The following is an 18223-nucleotide window of genomic DNA, read 5'->3' on the forward strand; positions in this document are numbered from 1 at the left end:
CGGTTCGGGGGCGCGCCCTCCCGGGCTGGGGCGGCCCGTGCGACGATGCAGGACGTGACCGTGGTACGCACCTCCGTACAGCCGCCCTACGCCGCCCACCTGCGGGTCTACGAGCCCCTGGCCGCCTACCCGGAGCCCGAGCGGGCGCGCTGGCAGGCCTACGCGGCGGAGCACGGGCCGGACGCGGCCGAGGCGGCGCAGCCGGTCGCGGCGGCGGCGCTGGAGGAGCAGCGGGAGGCGCTCGCCGAGCTGGCCGCCCGGACGCCGCGGGCGCTGCCCGAGCGGGAGAGCGGGCGGGCGTACCTGCGGGTGGTGGACGGCGTGCTGTACGTCTGCCCGTGGGCGACCAGGCTGCGCAGCTGGCAGGCGCTGGAGGAGCTGCGGGCCGGGGCGCCGGTGGCGCTGCTGGACACCGCGCTGCCGCCGGTGGCCCGGGCGGCGGCCGAGGCGGACCGGGAGCGCTGGCGGGCCGAGCACCCGGACGCCCGGCCGTGGATCCTGACCAGCCGCTGGGAGGTGCCGGTGCGCTGGTTCCTGCCGTTCGGGGACGAGGACCGCTGCTTCGTACCGGGCGGGACGCCGGCGGCGGGCGGGGAGGTGCCCGGGGAGGTGCCCGGGGAGGCTTCCGGGGAGGCTCCCGGAGGAGGGGGAGAAGGGGAGCGGGGCGGCCGGGCGGCGGCGCTGTTCTACCTGGTGCCGATGGCGCAGGCGCGCCGGCGGGTGGCGCGGGCCTACCGGGCGCTGCGCGAGGCGGTGCCGGAGGGGGACCTGGCGCAGGGGGCGGAGCGGATCGGGCGGTGGCTGGAGGAGTTCCACCCGCGCTCGCTGGTGGAACTGGACTACGGGGGCCTGGTGCATCTGCTGGGGCCGGAGCGGTTGTTGGCGGACCGTTCGGCGGGGGAGCTGGAGGAGGGGCTGCGCGCGTTGCGGGCGGGGGACACCGCGGAGGCGTTGCGGGTGTACGGGGAACTGACGGTGCGCTGGCGCCGAGTGCTGGCGCTGCGGTACGCGAACTGACGTCCGACCGCCCGTGTATGACTGTAAGAGGACCAAGGGCCGCACGGCCGATGGCCAAGGTCCTGGTTCGGGTCAATAGCTGCCGAACGTGACACTACTCACCGTTGACGCGAACTTACCCCTATGTGCAAAAATGGGACAACCAGCCCAACTTCACGTGAGCATGCCCACTTTTGGGTGGTTCTGGAGTCGATGCGTGCTTTGCGGGGAAACGGAGGGTCTGGTCCCTTCGTAACCGGATGTCATCGCTGCGTGACTGTCCGTTATGGGGTGGTCCATCGCCATCCGTCGGCCTTGAACCCGTGAGGGGTCAATTTTGGCGGTTTGGTCGATAGGGCTGGACGGATGGTGTAGTTGTAGACACCAGGACAAGCCGTTCGTCCTATAACCGACTCGGCCCGTCTATGCCATTTCGGGCATCGCGGGCCAAGGTGCAGAATTTGAAGGATAGAACCGCCCTGGTTCGGTTCTCCCGAGGAGGCCGCTCATGACCGCTCGTACCCCTGATGCTGAACCCCTGCTGACGCCGGCAGAGGTCGCCACCATGTTCCGCGTGGACCCGAAGACGGTCACCCGCTGGGCCAAGGCGGGCAAGCTGACGTCCATTCGCACGCTCGGCGGCCACCGCCGCTACCGTGAGGCGGAGGTGCGCGCCCTGCTGGCCGGGATTCCGGCTCAGCGCACCGAGGCCTGATAGGCCGAAGGCTCTTTAAAGGGGCCGCTTACCGGACTCCGCCGGGTCCGGTAAGCGGCCCCTTTGCCATGCCCTCCGGCTGGCGGAATGCTGAACTCCGGATAACGATTTGATGCCCGAGGGGCGGGGGGGATTTACAGTGAATAGAAGTGCAATTTTACATATTAAATTAACGGTTCCTTGAGCGGGTCGTGTCAGGCCCGGTTTTCGAGGAGGGGTGGTGACGACCGTCACGCGGTCCGTCGCTTGTGGTCCGCGCCCGGACCGGGGTATAGCGGCGGACGACAAAAGCGAGAGGCCCGGAACCTGACGGTTCCGGGCCTCTCGCGCTACGGCGATCCCGACGGGACTTGAACCCGCGACCTCCACCTTGACAGGGTGGCGAGCTAACCAACTGCTCCACGGGACCAGAGTGTTCTGATCTCGTTCACTCGCTTGCCGCGCTGCGAACAAGACAGACTCTAGCCCATGGTGGGCCTCCAGGTCGAACTGGCTCCTGAAGGACCGCACGCAGCTCAGAGAGCGGCCCGCGCCGCCTCCATCGCCTTGGTGATCCGCTTCTCCGAGACCGGGCTCGGCGTGCCCAGCGACTGGGCGAAGAAGCTGACCCGCAGTTCCTCGATCATCCAGCGGATCGCCCGCACCTCCTCGGACGGCTGCTGCCCGGCCGGCACCGCCGCCAGCAGCTCCCCGTACGCCTGCTGCACCTGCTGCACCTTCAGCAGCTGCTGGGCGTCCCGCTGCGGGTGGTTGGGCAGCGCCTCCAGGCGGCGGTCCACCGCCAGCAGGTAGCGCTTGAGGTCCGGCAGCCGCTGCCAGCCGGTGGCCGTCACGAAGCCCGGGTGCACCAGCGAGGCCAGGTGCAGCCGGATGTCGTTCACCGCGTTCAGCAGCACCGGGCTGCTCACCGACTTCAGCCGGGTCGAGGCCTTGTGGAAGGCGATCAGCGCGGTGGCCGTCTTCAGGGTGGTGTCCGCGGACAGGTCGTACAGGTCCGCGCGTACCTTGTCGTGCAGCTTGCCGAACGCCGCCTCGTCCCACGCCGGGCCGCCGGCCAGGACCATCAGCCGGTCCGTCGCCGCCGACACCACGTCCTCGAACAGGGCGGCGATCGAGCCGTGCGGGCTGTGCGAGAGCGCCAGCTTCGCCTGGTTGCCCAGCCGGCCCTGGATCGACTTGGCGGGGGAGGTGGTGGTCAGCATCAGCAGCCGCCGGGTGCCCTCCCACATCGCCTGCGCCTGGGCCTCCGGGGTGTCGAACAGCTTGATGCCGACCGCGGAGCCCTCGTCCACCAGGGCCGGGTAGGCGCGCAGCGAGTGGCCGCGCGAGCGCTGCTCGAAGGTGCGCTGCAGCACCGGCAGGGACTCCGGCCAGGCGGTCAGCCCGCCCTGCTCGATGCCCTTGTCGGAGGCGGCCGAGGACAGCGTCTCCTTGAGCTTCGGCTTGAGCTTCAGCCGCAGCTCCTCCAGGTCCTTGGACTCGGCGAGCTTGCGGCGCCCGTCCACCACCCGGAAGGTCACCTTGAGGTGGTCCGGCACCCGCTCGTCGTCCCAGGCCTCCGGCGGCACGGTGACGGCGGTCAGCCGCTTCAGGGCGTGCTCCAGCGACGGGAGCAACGGCTCCTGGCGGTCCTTCACCTGGCGCAGCGCCGCCTTGGCGAAGTCCGGCGCGGGCACGAAGTTGCGCCGGATCGCCTTCGGCAGCGACTTGATGTACGCGGTGACCAGCTCCTCCCGCAGGCCGGGGATCTGCCAGTCGAAGCCCTCCGCGGTGACCTGGTTGAGCACCGGCAGCGGGATGTGCACCGTCACGCCGTCCGCGTCGCTGCCCGGCTCGAACTGGTAGGTCAGCTTGAAGCGCAGCTTGCCCTGCTGCCAGTGGTCCGGGTAGTCGGCCTCGGTGACGCCGTCGGCGGCGTCGTTGATCAGCATCGACTTCTCGAAGTTCAGCAGGTCCGGCTGCTCGTGCCGGGCCTTCTTCCACCAGGAGTCGAAGTGCCGGGTGGAGACGACCTCGTCGGGCAGCCGGGCGTCGTAGAACTCGAACAGGGTCTGGTCGTCCACCAGGATGTCCCGGCGGCGGGCCCGGTTCTCCAGCTCCTCGACCTCGCCGAGCAGCTTGCGGTTCTCCGCGAAGAACCTGTGGTGGGTCTCCCAGTCGCCCTCGACCAGCGCGTTGCGGATGAACAGCTCGCGGCAGAGCTCCGGGTCGATCCTCCCGTAGTTGACCTTGCGCTGGGCGACGACCGGCATCCCGTAGAGGGTGACCTTCTCGTACGCCAGCACCGCGCCGGCCTTCTTCTCCCAGTGCGGCTCGCTGTAGCTGCGCTTGATCAGGTGGCCGGCCAGCGGCTCGACCCACTCGGGCTCGATCTTGGCGTTGATCCTGGCCCAGAGCCGGGAGGTCTCCACCAGCTCGGCCGACATCACCCAGCGCGGCGGCTTCTTGAACAGGCCGGAGCCCGGGAAGACCGCGAAGCGGGCGCCGCGCGCGCCGCCGTACTCGCGCTTCTCCACGTCGAACAGGCCGATGTGGGAGAGCAGCCCGGCCAGCAGCGACTGGTGGATCCGGTCGGCGTCCGGCTCGGCGTCGGGATGGGGTTCCTCGATCGTGACGCCCAACTGCTTGGCGACGGTGCGCAGTTGGGTGTAGATGTCCTGCCACTCCCGTATCCGCAGGTAGTTGAGGAACTCCGCCTTGCACATCCGGCGGAACGCCGAGGAGGAGAGCTCCTTCTGCTGCTCGCGGACGTAGCGCCACATCGCCAGGTAGGAGAGGAAGTCCGAGGTCTCCGAGGTGAACCGGCGGTGCCGGTCGTCGGCGGCCTGGCGCTTCTCGGCGGGGCGCTCGCGCGGGTCCTGGATGGAGAGCGCGGCGGCGATCACCATGACGTCGCGGACGCAGCCGTTGCGGTCCGCCTCCAGCACCATGCGGGCCATCCGCGGGTCCACCGGGAGCTGGGCGAGCTTGCGGCCGAGCTGGGTGAGGCGTTTGCGCGGGTCCTTCTCGTCCGGGTCCAGCGCGCCCAGCTCGTGCAGCAGGTGCACGCCGTCCTTGATGTTGCGGGAGTCCGGCGGGTCCAGGAACGGGAAGGCGGCGATGTCGCCGAGGCCCGCCGCGGTCATCTGCAGGATCACCGAGGCCAGGTTGGTGCGCAGGATCTCGGCGTCGGTGAACTCGGGGCGGGAGAGGAAGTCCTCCTCCGAGTACAGCCGGATGCAGATGCCGTCCGAGGTGCGGCCGCAGCGGCCCTTGCGCTGGTTGGCGCTGGCCTGGCTGATCGCCTCGATCGGCAGCCGCTGCACCTTGGTGCGGTGGCTGTAGCGGGAGATCCGGGCGGTGCCCGGGTCGATCACGTACTTGATGCCGGGGACGGTGAGCGAGGTCTCCGCCACGTTGGTGGCCAGGACGATCCGGCGGCTGTTGGAGCGCTGGAAGACCCGGTGCTGCTCCGCCGAGCTGAGCCGGGCGTACAGCGGCAGGACCTCGGTGTTCTTCAGCTTCAGCCGGTTGAGGGCGTCGGCGGTGTCGCGGATCTCCCGCTCGCCGGAGAGGAAGACCAGGATGTCGCCCGGGCCCTCGGCCTGCAGCTCCTGGGCGGCCTCGCAGATCGCCTGGACCTGGTCCCGGTCGCGGTCGACGGCGTCGTCTTCGGCGTCGTCGGCAGTGTCCTCGGCGAGCGGCCGGTACCGGACCTCCACCGGGTACGTACGGCCCGAGACCTCGATGATCGGGGCGTCGCCGAAGTGCCGGGCGAAGCGCTCAGGGTCGATGGTCGCGGAGGTGATCACGACCTTGAGGTCGGGACGGCGCGGCAGCAGCTGCTTGACGTAGCCGAGGATGAAGTCGATGTTGAGGCTGCGCTCGTGCGCCTCGTCGATGATCAGGGTGTCGTACTGGCGCAGATCGCGGTCGGTCTGGATCTCCGCCAGCAGGATGCCGTCCGTCATCAGCTTGACCAGGGTGTCCTGGCCGACCTGGTCGGTGAACCGGACCTTCCAGCCGACCGCCTCGCCCAGCGGGCTGTCCAGCTCCTCCGCGACCCGCTCGGCCACCGTACGGGCGGCGATCCGGCGCGGCTGGGTGTGGCCGACCAGACCGCGCACGCCACGGCCGAGCTCCAGACAGATCTTCGGGATCTGGGTGGTCTTGCCGGAGCCGGTCTCGCCCGCGACGATCACCACCTGGTGGTCCCGGATCGCCGCCAGGATCTCGTCCTTCTTCTGGCTGACGGGCAGCTCGGCGGGATACCTGATCGTCGGGACGGCGCCCCGGCGCTGGGCGACCAGCAGCTCGGCGCGGTCGATGTCGGCGGCGATCTCGGCGGCGATCTTCTGCCGGGCCTCGGGCTTGCGGACCCGGCGGGCCCCCTCCAGGCGGCGCCCGATCCGCACCTCGTCGCGCAGGGTCAGCTCGGGCAGGCGGGCGGCCAGCTCACCGATTCCGGGGCCCTCGGCGGGCGCGGGGGCGGACTGGACTGCGGGAGAACTCACTGCGGGCATCCCTCTAGGTTCGCAAGGAGGCACGGCGGAGCGCACCTCGGTTTTCGAGCCCCTCCAGTGTCACAGCCGCCGGTGGCGAATCGCGAACGGCGGGCTGACGGGCCCGGGACCTTACCGGAGCGCGGCCTCGTCGGCGTCCGGCAGCCAGTCGCGGGCGGGGTCGTACTCCAGCCAGCGGCTGCGGGCGGCCTCGGTGGTGAACGCCCCGAGCAGCTCGTCGAGTCGGGGGTGCGGGTCGGTGGACGCGTCCTCCCGCCACAGGAGGGACCAGGCGTAGAGCGGGGTCGGCCCGGCCAGCGGGACGGTGCGGACGCCCGGGCGGTCGGGGAGCGGGGTGTCCGCGGGGACCAGCGAGAAGCAGGACGGGTCGGCGCGGACCTCGTCCAGGAAGTGCTCCAGGCCCAGATTGGTCGAGCCGACCCGGTGCGGGACGCCGAAGCGGGCGGCGAAGCGGGTCAGGAAGTCCAGCCGGTCCACCGCCGCCGGGTAGCGCAGGAGGCTGCCGCGCAGCTCCGCCGGACTCAGCACGGCGCGGTCGGCCAGCGGGTGGTCGGCGCTCAGCAGCGCGTCCACCGGCTCCAGCCGCACCAGGCGGTGCGTCAGCCCGGCATCGCCGCCGTCCGGCAGCGGGTGCACCCGGCCGAACCCGGCGTCCGACTCCCCGCGCAGCAGCGCCGCCGCCACCGACGGCAGGTCCCGGCCCGGCACCGGCTCCACCGCGAGCCCCGGCGCCGCGTCCACCGCCTGCGCGAGCGTGCGCATCGGTGCGTACAGGTGCCCCCACACGTCGATCCGCAGCGGCCGCGCGGCACATCCCACGGCGGCCACCGCGCGCTCCCCCTGCGCCAGCAACCGCCGCGCCGGCTCCAGGAACCGCTGCCCCGCCCCGGTCAGCCCCACCCCGCGCGCGTCCCGCTCCAGCAGCCGCACCCCGAGCGCCGCCTCCAGCCGCGCCACCCGCTTCGACAGCCCCTGCTGGCTGATCCCCAACCGCCCCGCCGCCCGCCCGAAGTGCGACTCCTCGGCCGCGACGACGAACCCCCGCACCTGCGCCAGATCCAGATCCACCCGGGCACCCTACGGCGTGTCCGGCGACGCCCGCGGGGCCGGGCACCGGGCACCGGGCGCCGGGGTGGTCCCGCGGCCGGCTCCACAACCGGTGGTTGTCGGTGCCGTCCGGCGGTTGTTGGACCGGGGGTGCGGCACGCGGTGGGGTGAGGGGGTGACCGACGGAGGAGTGGGGATGAAGGCGCTGGTGGCGACGGGGCGGATGGCGGAGCCGGTGCGGTTCGCGGAGGTGGAGCAGCCGCGGCCGGGGCCGGGGGAGGCGCTGGTGAAGGTCGAGGCGTTCTCGGTGAACCGGGGCGAGACCTTCCAGCTGGAGGCGCCCCGGGCCGGGTGGCGGCCGGGGAAGGACGTGGCCGGGCTGGTGGTGCAGGCCGCCGCCGACGGGTCGGGCCCCGCCGTGTGCCGACGCGTGGTGGGCCACCCGCCGGCCGCCGGCTGGGCCGAGTACGTGTGCGTCCCGACCTCCTCCCTCGCCGAGCTGCCCGACAGCCTGGACGCCGTACGGGCCGCCGCGCTGCCGCTCGCCGGCCTCACCGCGCTGCGGCTGCTCCGGACCGCGGGCGCGCTGGCCGGGCGGCGGGTGCTGCTGACCGGGGCCTCCGGGGGCGTCGGGCACTACGTCACCGAGCTGGCGGCCGCGGCCGGGGCCGAGCTGACCGCCGTCACCGCCTCCCCGGAGCGCGGCCGGCGGCTGGCCGAGCTGGGGGCCGCCGAGGTCGTCCAGGAGCTCGGCGAGGCGCGCGGACCGTACGACCTGGTGCTGGAGTCCACCGGCGGTGCCGCGCTGCCGCTCGCGCTGGCCCGGCTGGCCCGGCGTGGCACCCTGATCTGGTTCGGCCAGGCCTCCCGGACGCCCGCCACCCTCGACTTCTTCGACTTCTTCAAGGGCCCGGAGTCGGCGGTCGTCCGGCACTTCCACTACGCCGACTCCGACGTGCCCGACGGCGAGGACCTGGCCACCCTGGTGCGGCTGGCGGACGAGGGCCGGCTGACCCCGGAACTCGGCCGGGTCGCGTCCTGGGACGACACCGCCGCCGTACTCACCGACCTGCGTGAGCGCCGGATCCGCGGCAAGGCCGTACTGACCGTCTCCTGAACCCCGCTCCCCGCCCGAAAAGAGCCCACTGCGGCTCCCCGCCCGACTTTCCGTTCGAAAAGAGCCCACCGTGCCCGATCTGTCGTTCCTCGACACCCCCGGCCTGCTGCCCGCCTTCGTCGCCGAGAACCGCCCCCGCGCCCACGGCGCGGGCCTGGACCCGTACGAGTACACCCGGGTCACCGACCCGCTGACCTCCCTGCACGACTGGCCCGCCGCCTGCCGCGCCGCCGGCCGCCGGTACGCCGAGGCGGCGGAGCGCGCCGCCGCCGAGGGCCGGACCGTCACCGCCGGTGAGGCGTACCGGAGCGCCGCCCGCTGGTTCCACTTCGCCGGGCTGCTCCCGCACCCCGACCGCACCGCCGCGGCGGAGGCGGCAGCCGAGGCCGACGAGGCGATACGGCGGGCGCTGGCGCTGCTCGACCCGGGCGCGGAGCGGCTCGAGGGCGAGGGCTTCGCGGGCTGGCTGCGCCGCCCGGCCGCGGGCGCCGCCCGGACGCCCGTGGTCGTGGTGGTGCCGGGGATGGACTCCGGCAAGGAGGAGTTCCACGCGGTCGTGGAGGCCCTGCTGGCCCGGGGCGTCGCCGTGCTCGCCATCGACGGACCCGGGCAGGGCGTGCTGGCCGCCGCCGGTGCGCCGGAGCCGGAGTACCACCGGGTCGTCGGACGCGCCCTGGACGCGCTCGCCCGCCACGACGACCTGGACCCCGCCCGGACCGCCGTGATCGGCCTCAGCCTGGGCGGCTACTACGCCGCCGAGGCCGCCGCCCATGAGCCGCGGCTGCGCGCCGCGGCGCTGGTCAGCGGCCCGTACCGGCTGGACTGGGACGGCCTGGTCCCGTTCGTCACCGCGACCCTCGCCCAGCGCTGCGGCGGGTACGCGGCGGCCCGCGCCTTCGCCGACCGGGTCGACCTGACCGCGCTCGCACCGCGGATCGCCGTGCCGCTGCTGGTGGTCGAGGGCGGCGAGGACCGGATCCCGGGCGTCACCGCCGCCACCGCACTCGCCGAGCACGCCCCCGACGCCGAACTCCTCCTCGTCCCACACGGCAACCACCTGCTCGGCAACGCCCTGCCGGAGTGGCTCGCCACCACCGCCGACTGGCTCACCGCCCGCCTGACCGGAGGGACGCCCGACGGCCGAGCGAGGTGAGGCCGAAGAGGAGGCCGCCGACCAGGAAGAACGGCTCGTAGCCGAAGGTCGCGAACCGGGCCATCGCGTCCAGCTCGGCACCGGACCGGCTGCCGGCGGCCAGGGCGACCCAGTCGGGCACGGACGGCGCGGCGTGCAGCACCAGCAGCGCGGTGGTGCCCCACAGCGCTGCGGTCAGCAGCCGGGCCGGCACCCGCCCGCCCCACCGCCGCACCGGTGCCAGCGCCACCGCCGCGGCCACCGCGCACAGCGGGATCGCGACCACGTCGATCACCAGCAGCGGGGTGCTGCTCCACACCGACCGGCCCTCCGGCAGCCCGAGCCGCCCGTCGGCCAGCCAGTACAGATACACCAGCGCGAAGGCCACCGCCCACCCCGCCGCCACGTACCCGGCCTTCGCCGCCACCCGGTTCCAGCCCGTGTCCCTCGTCGTCTCCATGCCTCCACGGTCCCGCCCCGCCCCACCCGACGGATCGTCCCCGCGACGGTTCCCCCTCCCCCTCCGAGGGGATCCGGTCCGGCCGGGGGGAGGGGGACTCCGGGAGTCAGTACGGCAGCAGTCCGTCGGCGTACCCGGGAACGACGAAGCCCCCGTGGCGAATTCGCCACGGGGGCTTCCCGGTTGTGGCCAGGGCCGGGGCCGAACCGGCGACCTTCCGCCTTGTCGGTCCGCTGGGCGGCCCCGAGGCCCTTGAGCGTGGCGAGGAGGCGGTCCACGTCGTGGTCGTTGCGCTGACGCAGGAGGCGGAGGCGGTCTTCGGGAAGGTCGTCGAGGACGAAGAACCGGGACAGCGTCTCCCACACCGCGGTCCGCAGCTTCTGCTCCGGCACCGGAAGGTCGGCGGCGTAGAGGCTCGTCAGCACCGCCCGCAGCCCGGCGGGGTACTCCTCCGAGAGCATGGAGCCGAGCCACCCGGAGGGGAGCACCGCCTCGCCGATGCGCGGCAGGGCCTCGAACAGCGCGTCGAGGATGCGCTCGGGGTCCTCCAGTACGCGCGCGTTCTTCTTGACGAGCACCAGGCGGCCGCCGGTGACCCGCAGCAGTCGGGCCGCTTTGGCCCATTCGACCAGCAGGTTCAGGTGGTACAGCTCCTGGCTGGACTTGGTCTTGAAGGTCCTGTCACCGATGGCCGGGTCGATGGTGTCGTCGGTCTCCAGAAGAGCGACCAGGGCCCGCGCGTCCGCGAGGGTGACCTTGCCTGTCTGGGTGAGCTTGCGTCCCGCGCCGATCAGCTGACGAGACCTCGGACCTGCTCGATGGTGCCTGGCTGCTCGGGTTCCATCGCTGCTTCCTGTCTGCTCCGGGCTTTGACGGATTCCATCACGGAGGATCGGCATTCCCGCCAGGGTCGCCGTGATGAGCGAGTACCAGTACTACGAGTTCCTGGCGATCGATCGGCCGCTGACCAGCGACGAACAGGAGCAGCTGCGGTCGCTGTCCACTCGGGCCCGGATCACCGCGACCAGCTTCACCAACGAATATCAGTGGGGCAATTTCCGCGGCGACCCTCGGCGGATGGTGGAGCGGTACTACGACGCCCACCTCTACCTGACCAACTGGGGCACCCATCAGGTGATCCTGCGCCTGCCCAAGGGGCAGCTCCCGCTGCAGGCGCTGGAGCCGTACTGCTTTGACGAATGCGTCGAGGCGTGGACGACCAAGACCCACCTCGTCCTGGACCTGCGCAGCGAGGATGAGAGCGGCGACTGGGTCGAGGGTGCCGAGGACTCACTGGGTGCCATCGCCGGGGTGCGGGCCGAGCTGGCCGTCGGTGATCACCGCGCTCTGTACCTCGCATGGCTGTCCGCCATCGGCGCCTGGGCACTCCAGGAGGACGATGAGGAGGCCTACCGGGAAGCGGTCGAGCCCCCGGTCCCGGCCGGGCTCGACCGGCTCACCGCACCGCAGCGGGCGCTCGCGGACTTCCTGCGCGTCGACGCCGACCTGCTGGCGGTCGCCGCCCAGGCCAGCCCGCCGGCCCCCGCACCTCGGAAGAGCCCCGGGAAGAAGGAGCTGGCGCCGCTGATCGCCGCGCTTCCCGAGAAGGAGAAGGACAACCTCCTCCTGCGCCTGGCACTGGGTGATGAGCCTCAGCTGGGAGCCGAACTCCTGCGCCGGCTGCACGGCGAACCGTCTGCCGTGACCGTGCCGGGGCAGCGCTCCGTCGCGGAACTGCTGGACGCGGCGCATGCGCGAGTCACGGAACGCCGGCAGCGCGCCGAGCGGGTTCGAGTCGAGGCGCGGGCGACGAGGCTGACCGCTCTGGCTACCGACGAGGAAGTGATCTGGCGCGAGGTCGAGAACCACGTCGCCCGTAAGCAGGCGGCCCGCGACGACGTCGCCGTGGCCCTCCTGGTCGAACTCCGTGACGCTTGTGACCACGTCGGGCGCGGCCTTCAGTTCCGGCAGCGGCTGGCCGCGCTCCGCGAGCAGTACCGGCACCTGCCCGGCCTGTTGCGCCGGCTCGACGACCGGGCACTGCGAGGCTGATGCCTGTCCGTCTCAGTTGCGGGTAGGGGTCGCCGAGAGACACCGGGGCCCCAGGCGGCGATCCAGCTGCTGGTGTCAGTGGCCCTCGGTCCAGAACTGCTGGAGCCGCGCGATCGCCTCGGCCTTGTCCAGCTCGGCGACCTGGTCCTCGGTGAGTCCGACGCGGTTGATCAGCATGTAGACCAGGTCCACGGGAAGCGCCTCGCGTGGTGGTTCAGGTGCGCCTCGATCGGGAAGCATGCCGTCCAGGACGCAGGGCCAGAAGACATCCTCCGTCACGTCCAGCTGATCGCGGAGGATGTGCGCCCACATGCTCGCGCCGTACACGGTGCGGTCGACCGGATGCGACACCCGAGTACGCAGGATCCGCCCATCGGGGAGCCCGAACTCATACGTGATGTGGTGGGTGCCGGTGCGGCCGCGCGCGTCACGTACGCGGTCCCAACCTTCGACCTTGCAGAACTGCTCGTGCCGTTCGCGTGTCGGCTGAGGCCAGGTCACTTCGCGACTCCGAGCAGCCAATCACGGAGCTGCGCGTCGTCGCTGAGACCGATCAACTGAACCAGGCCCCAATTGTCACGATGATTGGGCGCGTTAAGAAGCCGGTCCTGCCAGTCCTCCGCGTACTCGCGAAGCGCGTCGATCATCTCGTCGATGGCCTCGTCGAACGTGGCGCCGTCCGCGGCGACCGGCAGGCCGGGGAGGAACACCGACCAGCCACCGCCCTCAGCGACCACCTCGGCCTTGGACGAACACAGCAGAGTGAGAGCGTGGCGCAGCCGCCCCGCGTCGACTACCGCCGCATACCCGGTGTCCCGGCGAACGGTCGCGACCCGGCCCTGCCCGGCTGCGTCCAGCAGATCCTTCAGGTGTGCGCGGGCTTCGGTGTAGCTCTCGTAGTGGACTGCTGTCATGGGGAGCCTCCTCGTCCGAGAACCAGGGTCGCGCCCCGCTGGGAAGTACGTCAAGTACGTCACGTACTCGCTCTCAGCGCCGGTGACCCGTCCGCCGCGCCGTTGGCGTCAAACAGCACGAAAATGCCCCCGAAGCGATCTGCTTCGAGGGCATCGTGCCTGGTCAGGCGATGTGGCCAGGGCCGGGGTCGAACCGGCGACCTTCCGCTTTTCAGGCGGACGCTCGTACCAACTGAGCTACCTGGCCGTACTGCACCGTCTCTTGCGAGACGAGCGATCCCGACGGGACTTGAACCCGCGACCTCCACCTTGACAGGGTGGCGAGCTAACCAACTGCTCCACGGGACCTTGTAGTGGCGAACCACTAAGGTCTTGCGGCACTGCACTTTACTACGGTACTGCGTGCCCCCAACGGGATTCGAACCCGTGCTACCGCCTTGAAAGGGCGGCGTCCTGGGCCACTAGACGATGAGGGCTTGCGGCCTGTCCCGCTGTTTCCAGCGTTCGGGGACGTCGAGAAGCATATGGGATGCCGGGCGGAACGCCAAAACGGGTTTCGGCCGGGTGGGTGGGGCGGGTGGGGGAGGGGGTGCCGGCGGGGTCAGGACCAGCCGAGTTCGTCGAGCTCGTGGTCGTCGAAGCCGAAGTGGTGGGCGACCTCGTGGATCACGGTGGTGCGGACCTCCTCGACCACCTGTTCGCGGGTCTCGCAGTGGCGCAGGGTGGGGCCGCGGTAGATCAGGATGCGGTCGGGGAGGACGCCCGCGTACCACTCGCCGCGTTCGGTGAGCGGGGTGCCCTCGTACAGGCCGAGGAGTTCGGGGTCGCTCGGGTCGGGTTCGTCCTCGACGAAGATCGCGACGTTGTCCATCATGGCCGCGAGCTGCGGGGGAATCTGGTCGAGCGCGTCGCTGACCAGCGTCTCGAACTCTTCCCGGGTCATCTCCACCGGATCATTGTCGGGTCTGGGGTGACGGTGTGCCAGGTGGCGGAGGCCGGTGTTTGATGGCTCCATGACGACCTCGGAGGGTGCCTTGGGCGACGCGGTGGACGGTCCGCCCCGGACCCCGCCGCCGGTGGTGGCGCGGGTGCGGAACCGGCCGCCGGTGCTGCGCGGGCAGGGGCCCGCCGTGGCCGTGGTGGCGGTCGGCGGGGCGATCGGGGCGGTGATCCGGTACGCGGCCGGGCTCGGCTGGGAGACCGGGCCGACGGCCTTCCCGTGGACGACGCTGCTGGTCAACGTGGTCGGCTGCGCGGTGATCGGGGTCTTCCTGGTGGTGATCACCGAGGGGCGGCAGGCGCATCCGCTGGTGCGGCCGTTCTTCGGCACCGGGGTGCTGGGCGGTTTCACCACCTTCTCGACCTACGCGGTGGACGTCCGGCGGCTGCTGGAGGCGGGCCGGCCGGGGCCGGGGCTGGCGTACCTGGGGCTGACGCTGCTGGGCGCGCTGGTCGCGGTGTGGGCGGCCGCGGGGCTGACCCGGCGTCTGGTCCACCGCGCGGTCCGCCGCGGGGCCGTGGCGCGCGGGGGTGCGCGGTGAGCCGGCTGAGCGGGCCGGCGCTGCGGCTGACGGTGCTGGTCGGGGAGAGCGACCGGTGGCACCACCGCCCGCTGTACAGCGAGATCGTGCACCGGGCGCGGGCGGCCGGGCTGGCCGGGGCGAGCGTGTTCCGGGGGATCGAGGGGTTCGGGGCGTCGTCGCTGGTGCACACCACGCGGCTGCTGTCGCTGAGCGAGGACCTGCCGGTGGCGGTGGTGGTCGTGGACGAGGAGGAGCGGGTGCGGGCGTTCCTGCCGCAGTTGGACGGGCTGGTGGCGGAGGGCCTGGTGCTGCTGGACCGGTGCGAGGTGGTGTCCTACAGCGGGCGCGGCCCCGGCGGTGATCCGGGTGCGGGAGTGTCGGCGGAGTGAACTGGCTGCTGGTGGTGGCGGGCGCGGTGGTCGGCGCGCCGCTGCGGTACCTGACCGACCGTGCGGTGCAGTCCCGGCACGACTCGGTGTTCCCGTGGGGGACGTTCACGGTGAACGTGGTCGGCTGCCTGATCCTCGGCACGGTGACCGGGGCGGTGGCGGCGGGCGCGGCGTCCTCGCAGCTCCAACTGCTGCTGGGGACGGGCCTGTGCGGTGCGCTGACCACGTACTCGACCTTCTCGTACGAGACGCTGCGGCTGGCCGAGACCGGCGCCGGGCGGTACGCGCTGGCGAACGCGGTCGGCAGCGTGGCGGCCGGGCTGGCCGCGGTGTACGCGGGGGCGGAGCTGGCCTCGGCGCTCTGGGGCTGAGAGGGCGGGCCGAGGCACGGACCCGGGGGAACTGCCGGGTCGGCCGTGTCCCGTCCGGCCGGGCGCGCGTTGGGCACCGAAAGCGGCCGCGCGCGAGTGGGCGGCCCGGGTGGGGCGGTAGAGAGGGACCTCGGTGGCTTCGGTGCGGGCGGTTCGGGCGGTTCGGGCGGTAGGAGCGGTACGGGCGGCGCGGGTGCGGGTGGCGGCGGCTCCGGTGCGGCGCGCGGCGGTGCTGCGCTCGCGCGCGGTCCGGGCGGCGACGGTGCTGACGGTGGCCGGGCTGGGGCTGACCGGGTGCATGTCGGTCGGTCCGGCGGCGGTGGAGAGGCACGGCGGGGTGGCGCCGGTCGGGCAGGCCGGTTCGGCGGCCAAGCCGGGTGCGACGGGCGGTCCTTCGGCCTCGTCGGCGGCCGGGCACCCGGGTGGTGCGTCGGGGCGGCCGGAGCGACCGGGGGGCGTGCAAACCGAGAACGCGCCGGGTGGGGCCACGGCCGCGGCGCCGGGCGAGCCGCTGCCCGGCGGGACGGGCACGGTGACCGGTGTCGTCCCGGTGCCGGGGGCTCCCGAGGGCGCGCCGGGCGGCGGTTCGGCGGGCGGGGTGAACACCAGCCCCGCGCCGCACCCGAGCGGCGGCCCCACGGCGGGCTCCGGTGGTACGGGCGGCACCGGCGAGGGCCGCTCCGGTGGTCCGGCGGGTTCCCCGTCCGCCACCCCGAGCAGCCGCCCGTCGAGCACCCCCGAGCCCGAGCACAGCTCGCCGCCCGTGACCGTCCTGCCGACCCCGGAGCCCTCCTCGGGCAGCTCCGGCTCCTCGGCGCCGAGCCCGCGCGCCGGTACCGGTACGGGTGTGGGCGCGGGTGTGCACCCGTGAGCCCGACCGGCCCGGGCATCGTGGGCCGACCTGGATATCAGTGGGCTGGCCTGGGCATTTGCCTCCGATCCGGAGGTTCCTCTATGGTGGTAGATCGTTCGTTTGATTCATTTGACTGGCGCCCTATTCCCATCTGGCGCCCTTGGCGCGTTCCGGCGATCCGTGGCTGACCGCATAGAGGCGGTTGTGAAACAGAACCCCGGACTTAGGCGCGTGCCACTTCCGGAAGGTTTTGCATGTCTCTCGTTGACGACGCCCGCTTCGCCATGCCCGCGAACGAGGCTGCCGCCGATGTCACCGACACCATCGACACCATCGACACCGCCGCCGACGAGGTGATCGCCGAGGCCGTGGAGGCCACCGAGGAGGCGGCCGCCGAGCCGACCATCACCTTCGGCGACCTGGGCCTGCACGACGACGTCGTGCGCGCCCTCGCCAAGCGCGGCGTCACCACCCCGTTCCCGATCCAGGCCGCGACCATCCCGGACGCCCTGGCCGGCAAGGACGTCCTGGGCCGCGGCCGCACCGGCTCCGGCAAGACCCTCAGCTTCGGCCTGCCGCTGCTGACCCGCCTCGCCGACGGCGAGCGCACCCGCGCCAAGCACCCGCGCGGCCTGATCCTCGTCCCGACCCGTGAGCTGGCCATGCAGGTCGCCGACGCCCTGGAGCCCTTCGGGTCGGTGCTCGGCCTGCGCCTCAAGGTGGTCTGCGGCGGTACCTCGATGTCGAACCAGATCTACGCGCTGGAGCGCGGCGTCGACATCCTGGTCGCCACCCCGGGCCGTCTGCGCGACCTGCTCAACCGCGGCTCCGCCAAGCTCGACGACGTCCAGACCGTGGTCCTCGACGAGGCCGACCAGATGGCCGACATGGGCTTCCTGCCCGAGGTCACCGAGATCCTCGACCAGGTGCCGGCCGGCGGCCAGCGCCTGCTGTTCTCCGCCACCCTGGAGAACGAGATCGACACCCTGGTGAAGCGCTACCTGAAGAACCCGGTCACCCACGAGGTCGACCCGTCGGCCGGCGCCGTCACCACCATGACCCACCACATCCTCGTGGTGAAGCCCAAGGACAAGGCGCCGATCACCAACGCGATCGCCGCCCGCAAGGGCCGCACGATCATCTTCGTCCGCACCCAGATGGGCGCCGACCGCGTCGCCGAGCAGCTCATCGAGGCCGGCGTGAAGGCCGACGCGCTGCACGGCGGCATGACCCAGGGCGCCCGCACCCGCGTCCTCGGCGACTTCAAGGACGGCTACGTCAACGTCGTCGTCGCCACCGACGTCGCCGCCCGCGGCATCCACGTCGACGGCATCGACCTGGTCCTGAACGTGGACCCGGCCGGCGACCACAAGGACTACCTGCACCGCTCCGGCCGCACCGCGCGTGCCGGCCGCTCCGGCGCCGTCGTCACCCTGGTGCTGCCGCACCAGCGCCGCGGTGTCTTCCGCCTGATGGAGGACGCGGGCGTCGACGCCAGCCGCCACATCCTGGACCAGGCCTTCGACGCGGAGGTCGCCCGGATCACCGGCGCCCGTTCGCTGACCGAGGTCCAGGCGGAGAGCGCCGCCAACATCGCCGGTGCCGCCGAGCGCGAGCTCGCCGACATGACCCGCCAGCTGGAGCGCGCGCAGCGTCGCGCCACCGAGCTGCGCGAGGAGGCCGACCGCCTCGCCGCCCGTGCGGCGCGCGAGCGGGCCGAGCTGGGCATCGAGGACGAGGAGCCGGCCGCCGCCGAGGAGACCGGCGAGTCGACCGCGGCCGAGGCCGCCCCGGCCGCCGCCGAGGCCCCCGCCGCCGCGCCGCAGACCGAGGACCGCGCCCCGTCGTACCGCGAGGCCCGCAGCGAGCGTCCGGCCTTCGGCCGTGACCGCGACCGTGACCGTGACCGCGACGACCGCCGTTCCGGTGGCTTCGGTGGCCGCGACCGCGACGAGCGCCGCTCGGGCGGCTTCGCCGGCCGTGACCGTGACGACCGTCGCTCGGGCGGTTTCGACCGTGACCGCGGTGGCGACCGTGGTGGCTTCAACCGTGACCGCGGCGGCTTCGCCGGCCGTGACCGTGACGACCGTCGCTCGGGCGGTTTCGACCGTGACCGCGGTGGCGACCGTGGTGGCTTCAACCGCGACCGCGG

At 72.6% G+C, this 18223-nt stretch carries 16 protein-coding genes and 4 tRNA genes; 10 read left to right on the forward strand and 10 right to left on the reverse strand.

Going from position 1 to position 18223, the window contains the following annotated elements; all coding sequences use genetic code 11:
• Positions 1 to 54: 54 nt before the first annotated feature.
• Together ACZ3TI_RS25830 and bldC are read left to right on the forward strand one after the other, a co-directional pair.
• Positions 55 to 1017 (forward strand): DUF8083 family protein, encoded by a 963-nt coding sequence (locus ACZ3TI_RS25830; protein ID WP_465730066.1) that lies wholly within the window; start codon positions 55 to 57, stop codon positions 1015 to 1017.
• A 487-nt stretch (positions 1018 to 1504) separates the two neighbouring features.
• The gene (gene bldC, locus ACZ3TI_RS25835; protein WP_014137253.1) at positions 1505 to 1711 is read left to right on the forward strand and encodes a developmental transcriptional regulator BldC; all 207 of its coding nucleotides are present in this window, start codon (positions 1505 to 1507) and stop codon (positions 1709 to 1711) included.
• A gap of 335 nt (positions 1712 to 2046) precedes the next feature.
• On the opposite strand, the gene ACZ3TI_RS25840 is transcribed toward bldC, so the two are convergent.
• The 3 genes from ACZ3TI_RS25840 to ACZ3TI_RS25850 all read right to left on the reverse strand — a co-directional run bounded on the left by ACZ3TI_RS25840 (position 2047) and on the right by ACZ3TI_RS25850 (position 7281).
• Positions 2047 to 2120: transfer RNA gene (locus ACZ3TI_RS25840), tRNA-Asp, on the reverse strand.
• Positions 2121 to 2226: 106 nt separating this feature from the next.
• Positions 2227 to 6213, reverse strand: coding sequence for an ATP-dependent RNA helicase HrpA (hrpA, locus tag ACZ3TI_RS25845; RefSeq protein ID WP_465730068.1), 3987 nt, complete (start codon positions 6211 to 6213; stop codon positions 2227 to 2229).
• 111 nt (positions 6214 to 6324) lie between these two features.
• On the reverse strand, positions 6325 to 7281 hold the full coding sequence (locus tag ACZ3TI_RS25850; RefSeq protein ID WP_465730070.1) for a LysR family transcriptional regulator: 957 nt from the start codon (positions 7279 to 7281) through the stop codon (positions 6325 to 6327).
• A gap of 175 nt (positions 7282 to 7456) precedes the next feature.
• Between ACZ3TI_RS25850 and ACZ3TI_RS25855 the strand changes: the two genes are divergently transcribed.
• Together ACZ3TI_RS25855 and ACZ3TI_RS25860 are read left to right on the forward strand one after the other, a co-directional pair.
• On the forward strand, positions 7457 to 8377 hold the full coding sequence (locus tag ACZ3TI_RS25855; RefSeq protein WP_465730072.1) for a zinc-binding dehydrogenase: 921 nt from the start codon (positions 7457 to 7459) through the stop codon (positions 8375 to 8377).
• A 70-nt stretch (positions 8378 to 8447) separates the two neighbouring features.
• Positions 8448 to 9530 carry an alpha/beta hydrolase family protein gene (locus ACZ3TI_RS25860; protein WP_465730074.1) on the forward strand — a complete coding sequence of 361 codons (1083 nt, stop codon included), beginning with the start codon at positions 8448 to 8450 and terminating at the stop codon, positions 9528 to 9530.
• Here ACZ3TI_RS25860 and ACZ3TI_RS25865 read toward each other — a convergent pair.
• A complete protein-coding gene (locus ACZ3TI_RS25865) occupies positions 9484 to 9969 on the reverse strand; it encodes a DUF3995 domain-containing protein (RefSeq protein WP_465730076.1) in 486 nt (161 codons plus the stop codon). The two genes, ACZ3TI_RS25860 and ACZ3TI_RS25865, sit on opposite strands and share 47 nt — an antisense overlap.
• Positions 9970 to 10887: 918 nt before the next feature.
• Between ACZ3TI_RS25865 and ACZ3TI_RS25870 the strand changes: the two genes are divergently transcribed.
• The gene (locus ACZ3TI_RS25870) at positions 10888 to 12021 is read left to right on the forward strand and encodes a hypothetical protein (protein WP_465730078.1); all 1134 of its coding nucleotides are present in this window, start codon (positions 10888 to 10890) and stop codon (positions 12019 to 12021) included.
• Positions 12022 to 12096: 75 nt separating this feature from the next.
• Here ACZ3TI_RS25870 and ACZ3TI_RS25875 read toward each other — a convergent pair whose 3' ends face one another.
• From ACZ3TI_RS25875 to ACZ3TI_RS25900, 6 genes are all read right to left on the reverse strand, one after another.
• Entirely contained in the window at positions 12097 to 12522 is a 426-nt protein-coding gene (locus ACZ3TI_RS25875) for a cytotoxic translational repressor of toxin-antitoxin stability system (protein ID WP_465730080.1), read from the reverse strand.
• Positions 12519 to 12935 carry a prevent-host-death protein gene (locus ACZ3TI_RS25880; RefSeq protein ID WP_402426961.1) on the reverse strand — a complete coding sequence of 139 codons (417 nt, stop codon included), beginning with the start codon at positions 12933 to 12935 and terminating at the stop codon, positions 12519 to 12521. The genes ACZ3TI_RS25875 and ACZ3TI_RS25880 overlap by 4 nt, the downstream gene beginning before the upstream one ends.
• Positions 12936 to 13108: 173 nt before the next feature.
• Positions 13109 to 13182: transfer RNA gene (locus ACZ3TI_RS25885), tRNA-Phe, on the reverse strand.
• Between the two features lie 27 nt (positions 13183 to 13209).
• A tRNA-Asp gene (locus tag ACZ3TI_RS25890) sits at positions 13210 to 13283 on the reverse strand.
• Positions 13284 to 13338: 55 nt separating this feature from the next.
• A tRNA-Glu gene (locus ACZ3TI_RS25895) sits at positions 13339 to 13411 on the reverse strand.
• A 125-nt stretch (positions 13412 to 13536) separates the two neighbouring features.
• Positions 13537 to 13878 (reverse strand): metallopeptidase family protein, encoded by a 342-nt coding sequence (locus ACZ3TI_RS25900; RefSeq protein ID WP_316523923.1) that lies wholly within the window; start codon positions 13876 to 13878, stop codon positions 13537 to 13539.
• A 70-nt stretch (positions 13879 to 13948) separates the two neighbouring features.
• Between ACZ3TI_RS25900 and crcB (ACZ3TI_RS25905) the strand changes: the two genes are divergently transcribed.
• The 5 genes from crcB (ACZ3TI_RS25905) to ACZ3TI_RS25925 all read left to right on the forward strand — a co-directional run.
• A complete protein-coding gene (gene crcB / locus ACZ3TI_RS25905; protein ID WP_465730082.1) occupies positions 13949 to 14476 on the forward strand; it encodes a fluoride efflux transporter CrcB in 528 nt (175 codons plus the stop codon).
• Complete coding sequence (locus tag ACZ3TI_RS25910; protein ID WP_465730084.1) at positions 14473 to 14847, forward strand: DUF190 domain-containing protein; 375 nt, start codon at positions 14473 to 14475, stop codon at positions 14845 to 14847. Before crcB (ACZ3TI_RS25905) ends, ACZ3TI_RS25910 begins: the two co-directional genes overlap by 4 nt.
• Positions 14844 to 15218, forward strand: coding sequence for a fluoride efflux transporter CrcB (crcB, locus tag ACZ3TI_RS25915; protein ID WP_465730086.1), 375 nt, complete (start codon positions 14844 to 14846; stop codon positions 15216 to 15218). Before ACZ3TI_RS25910 ends, crcB (ACZ3TI_RS25915) begins: the two co-directional genes overlap by 4 nt.
• Positions 15219 to 15675: 457 nt before the next feature.
• Positions 15676 to 16089, forward strand: a complete 414-nt coding sequence (locus tag ACZ3TI_RS25920; RefSeq protein ID WP_465730088.1) for a hypothetical protein — start codon at positions 15676 to 15678, stop codon at positions 16087 to 16089.
• 236 nt (positions 16090 to 16325) lie between these two features.
• Positions 16326 to 18223: DEAD/DEAH box helicase (locus tag ACZ3TI_RS25925; RefSeq protein ID WP_465730090.1), on the forward strand; the 1898-nt coding region annotated here is incomplete at its 3' end.

The sequence above is a fragment of the Kitasatospora sp. NPDC023120 genome (assembly GCF_055560835.1).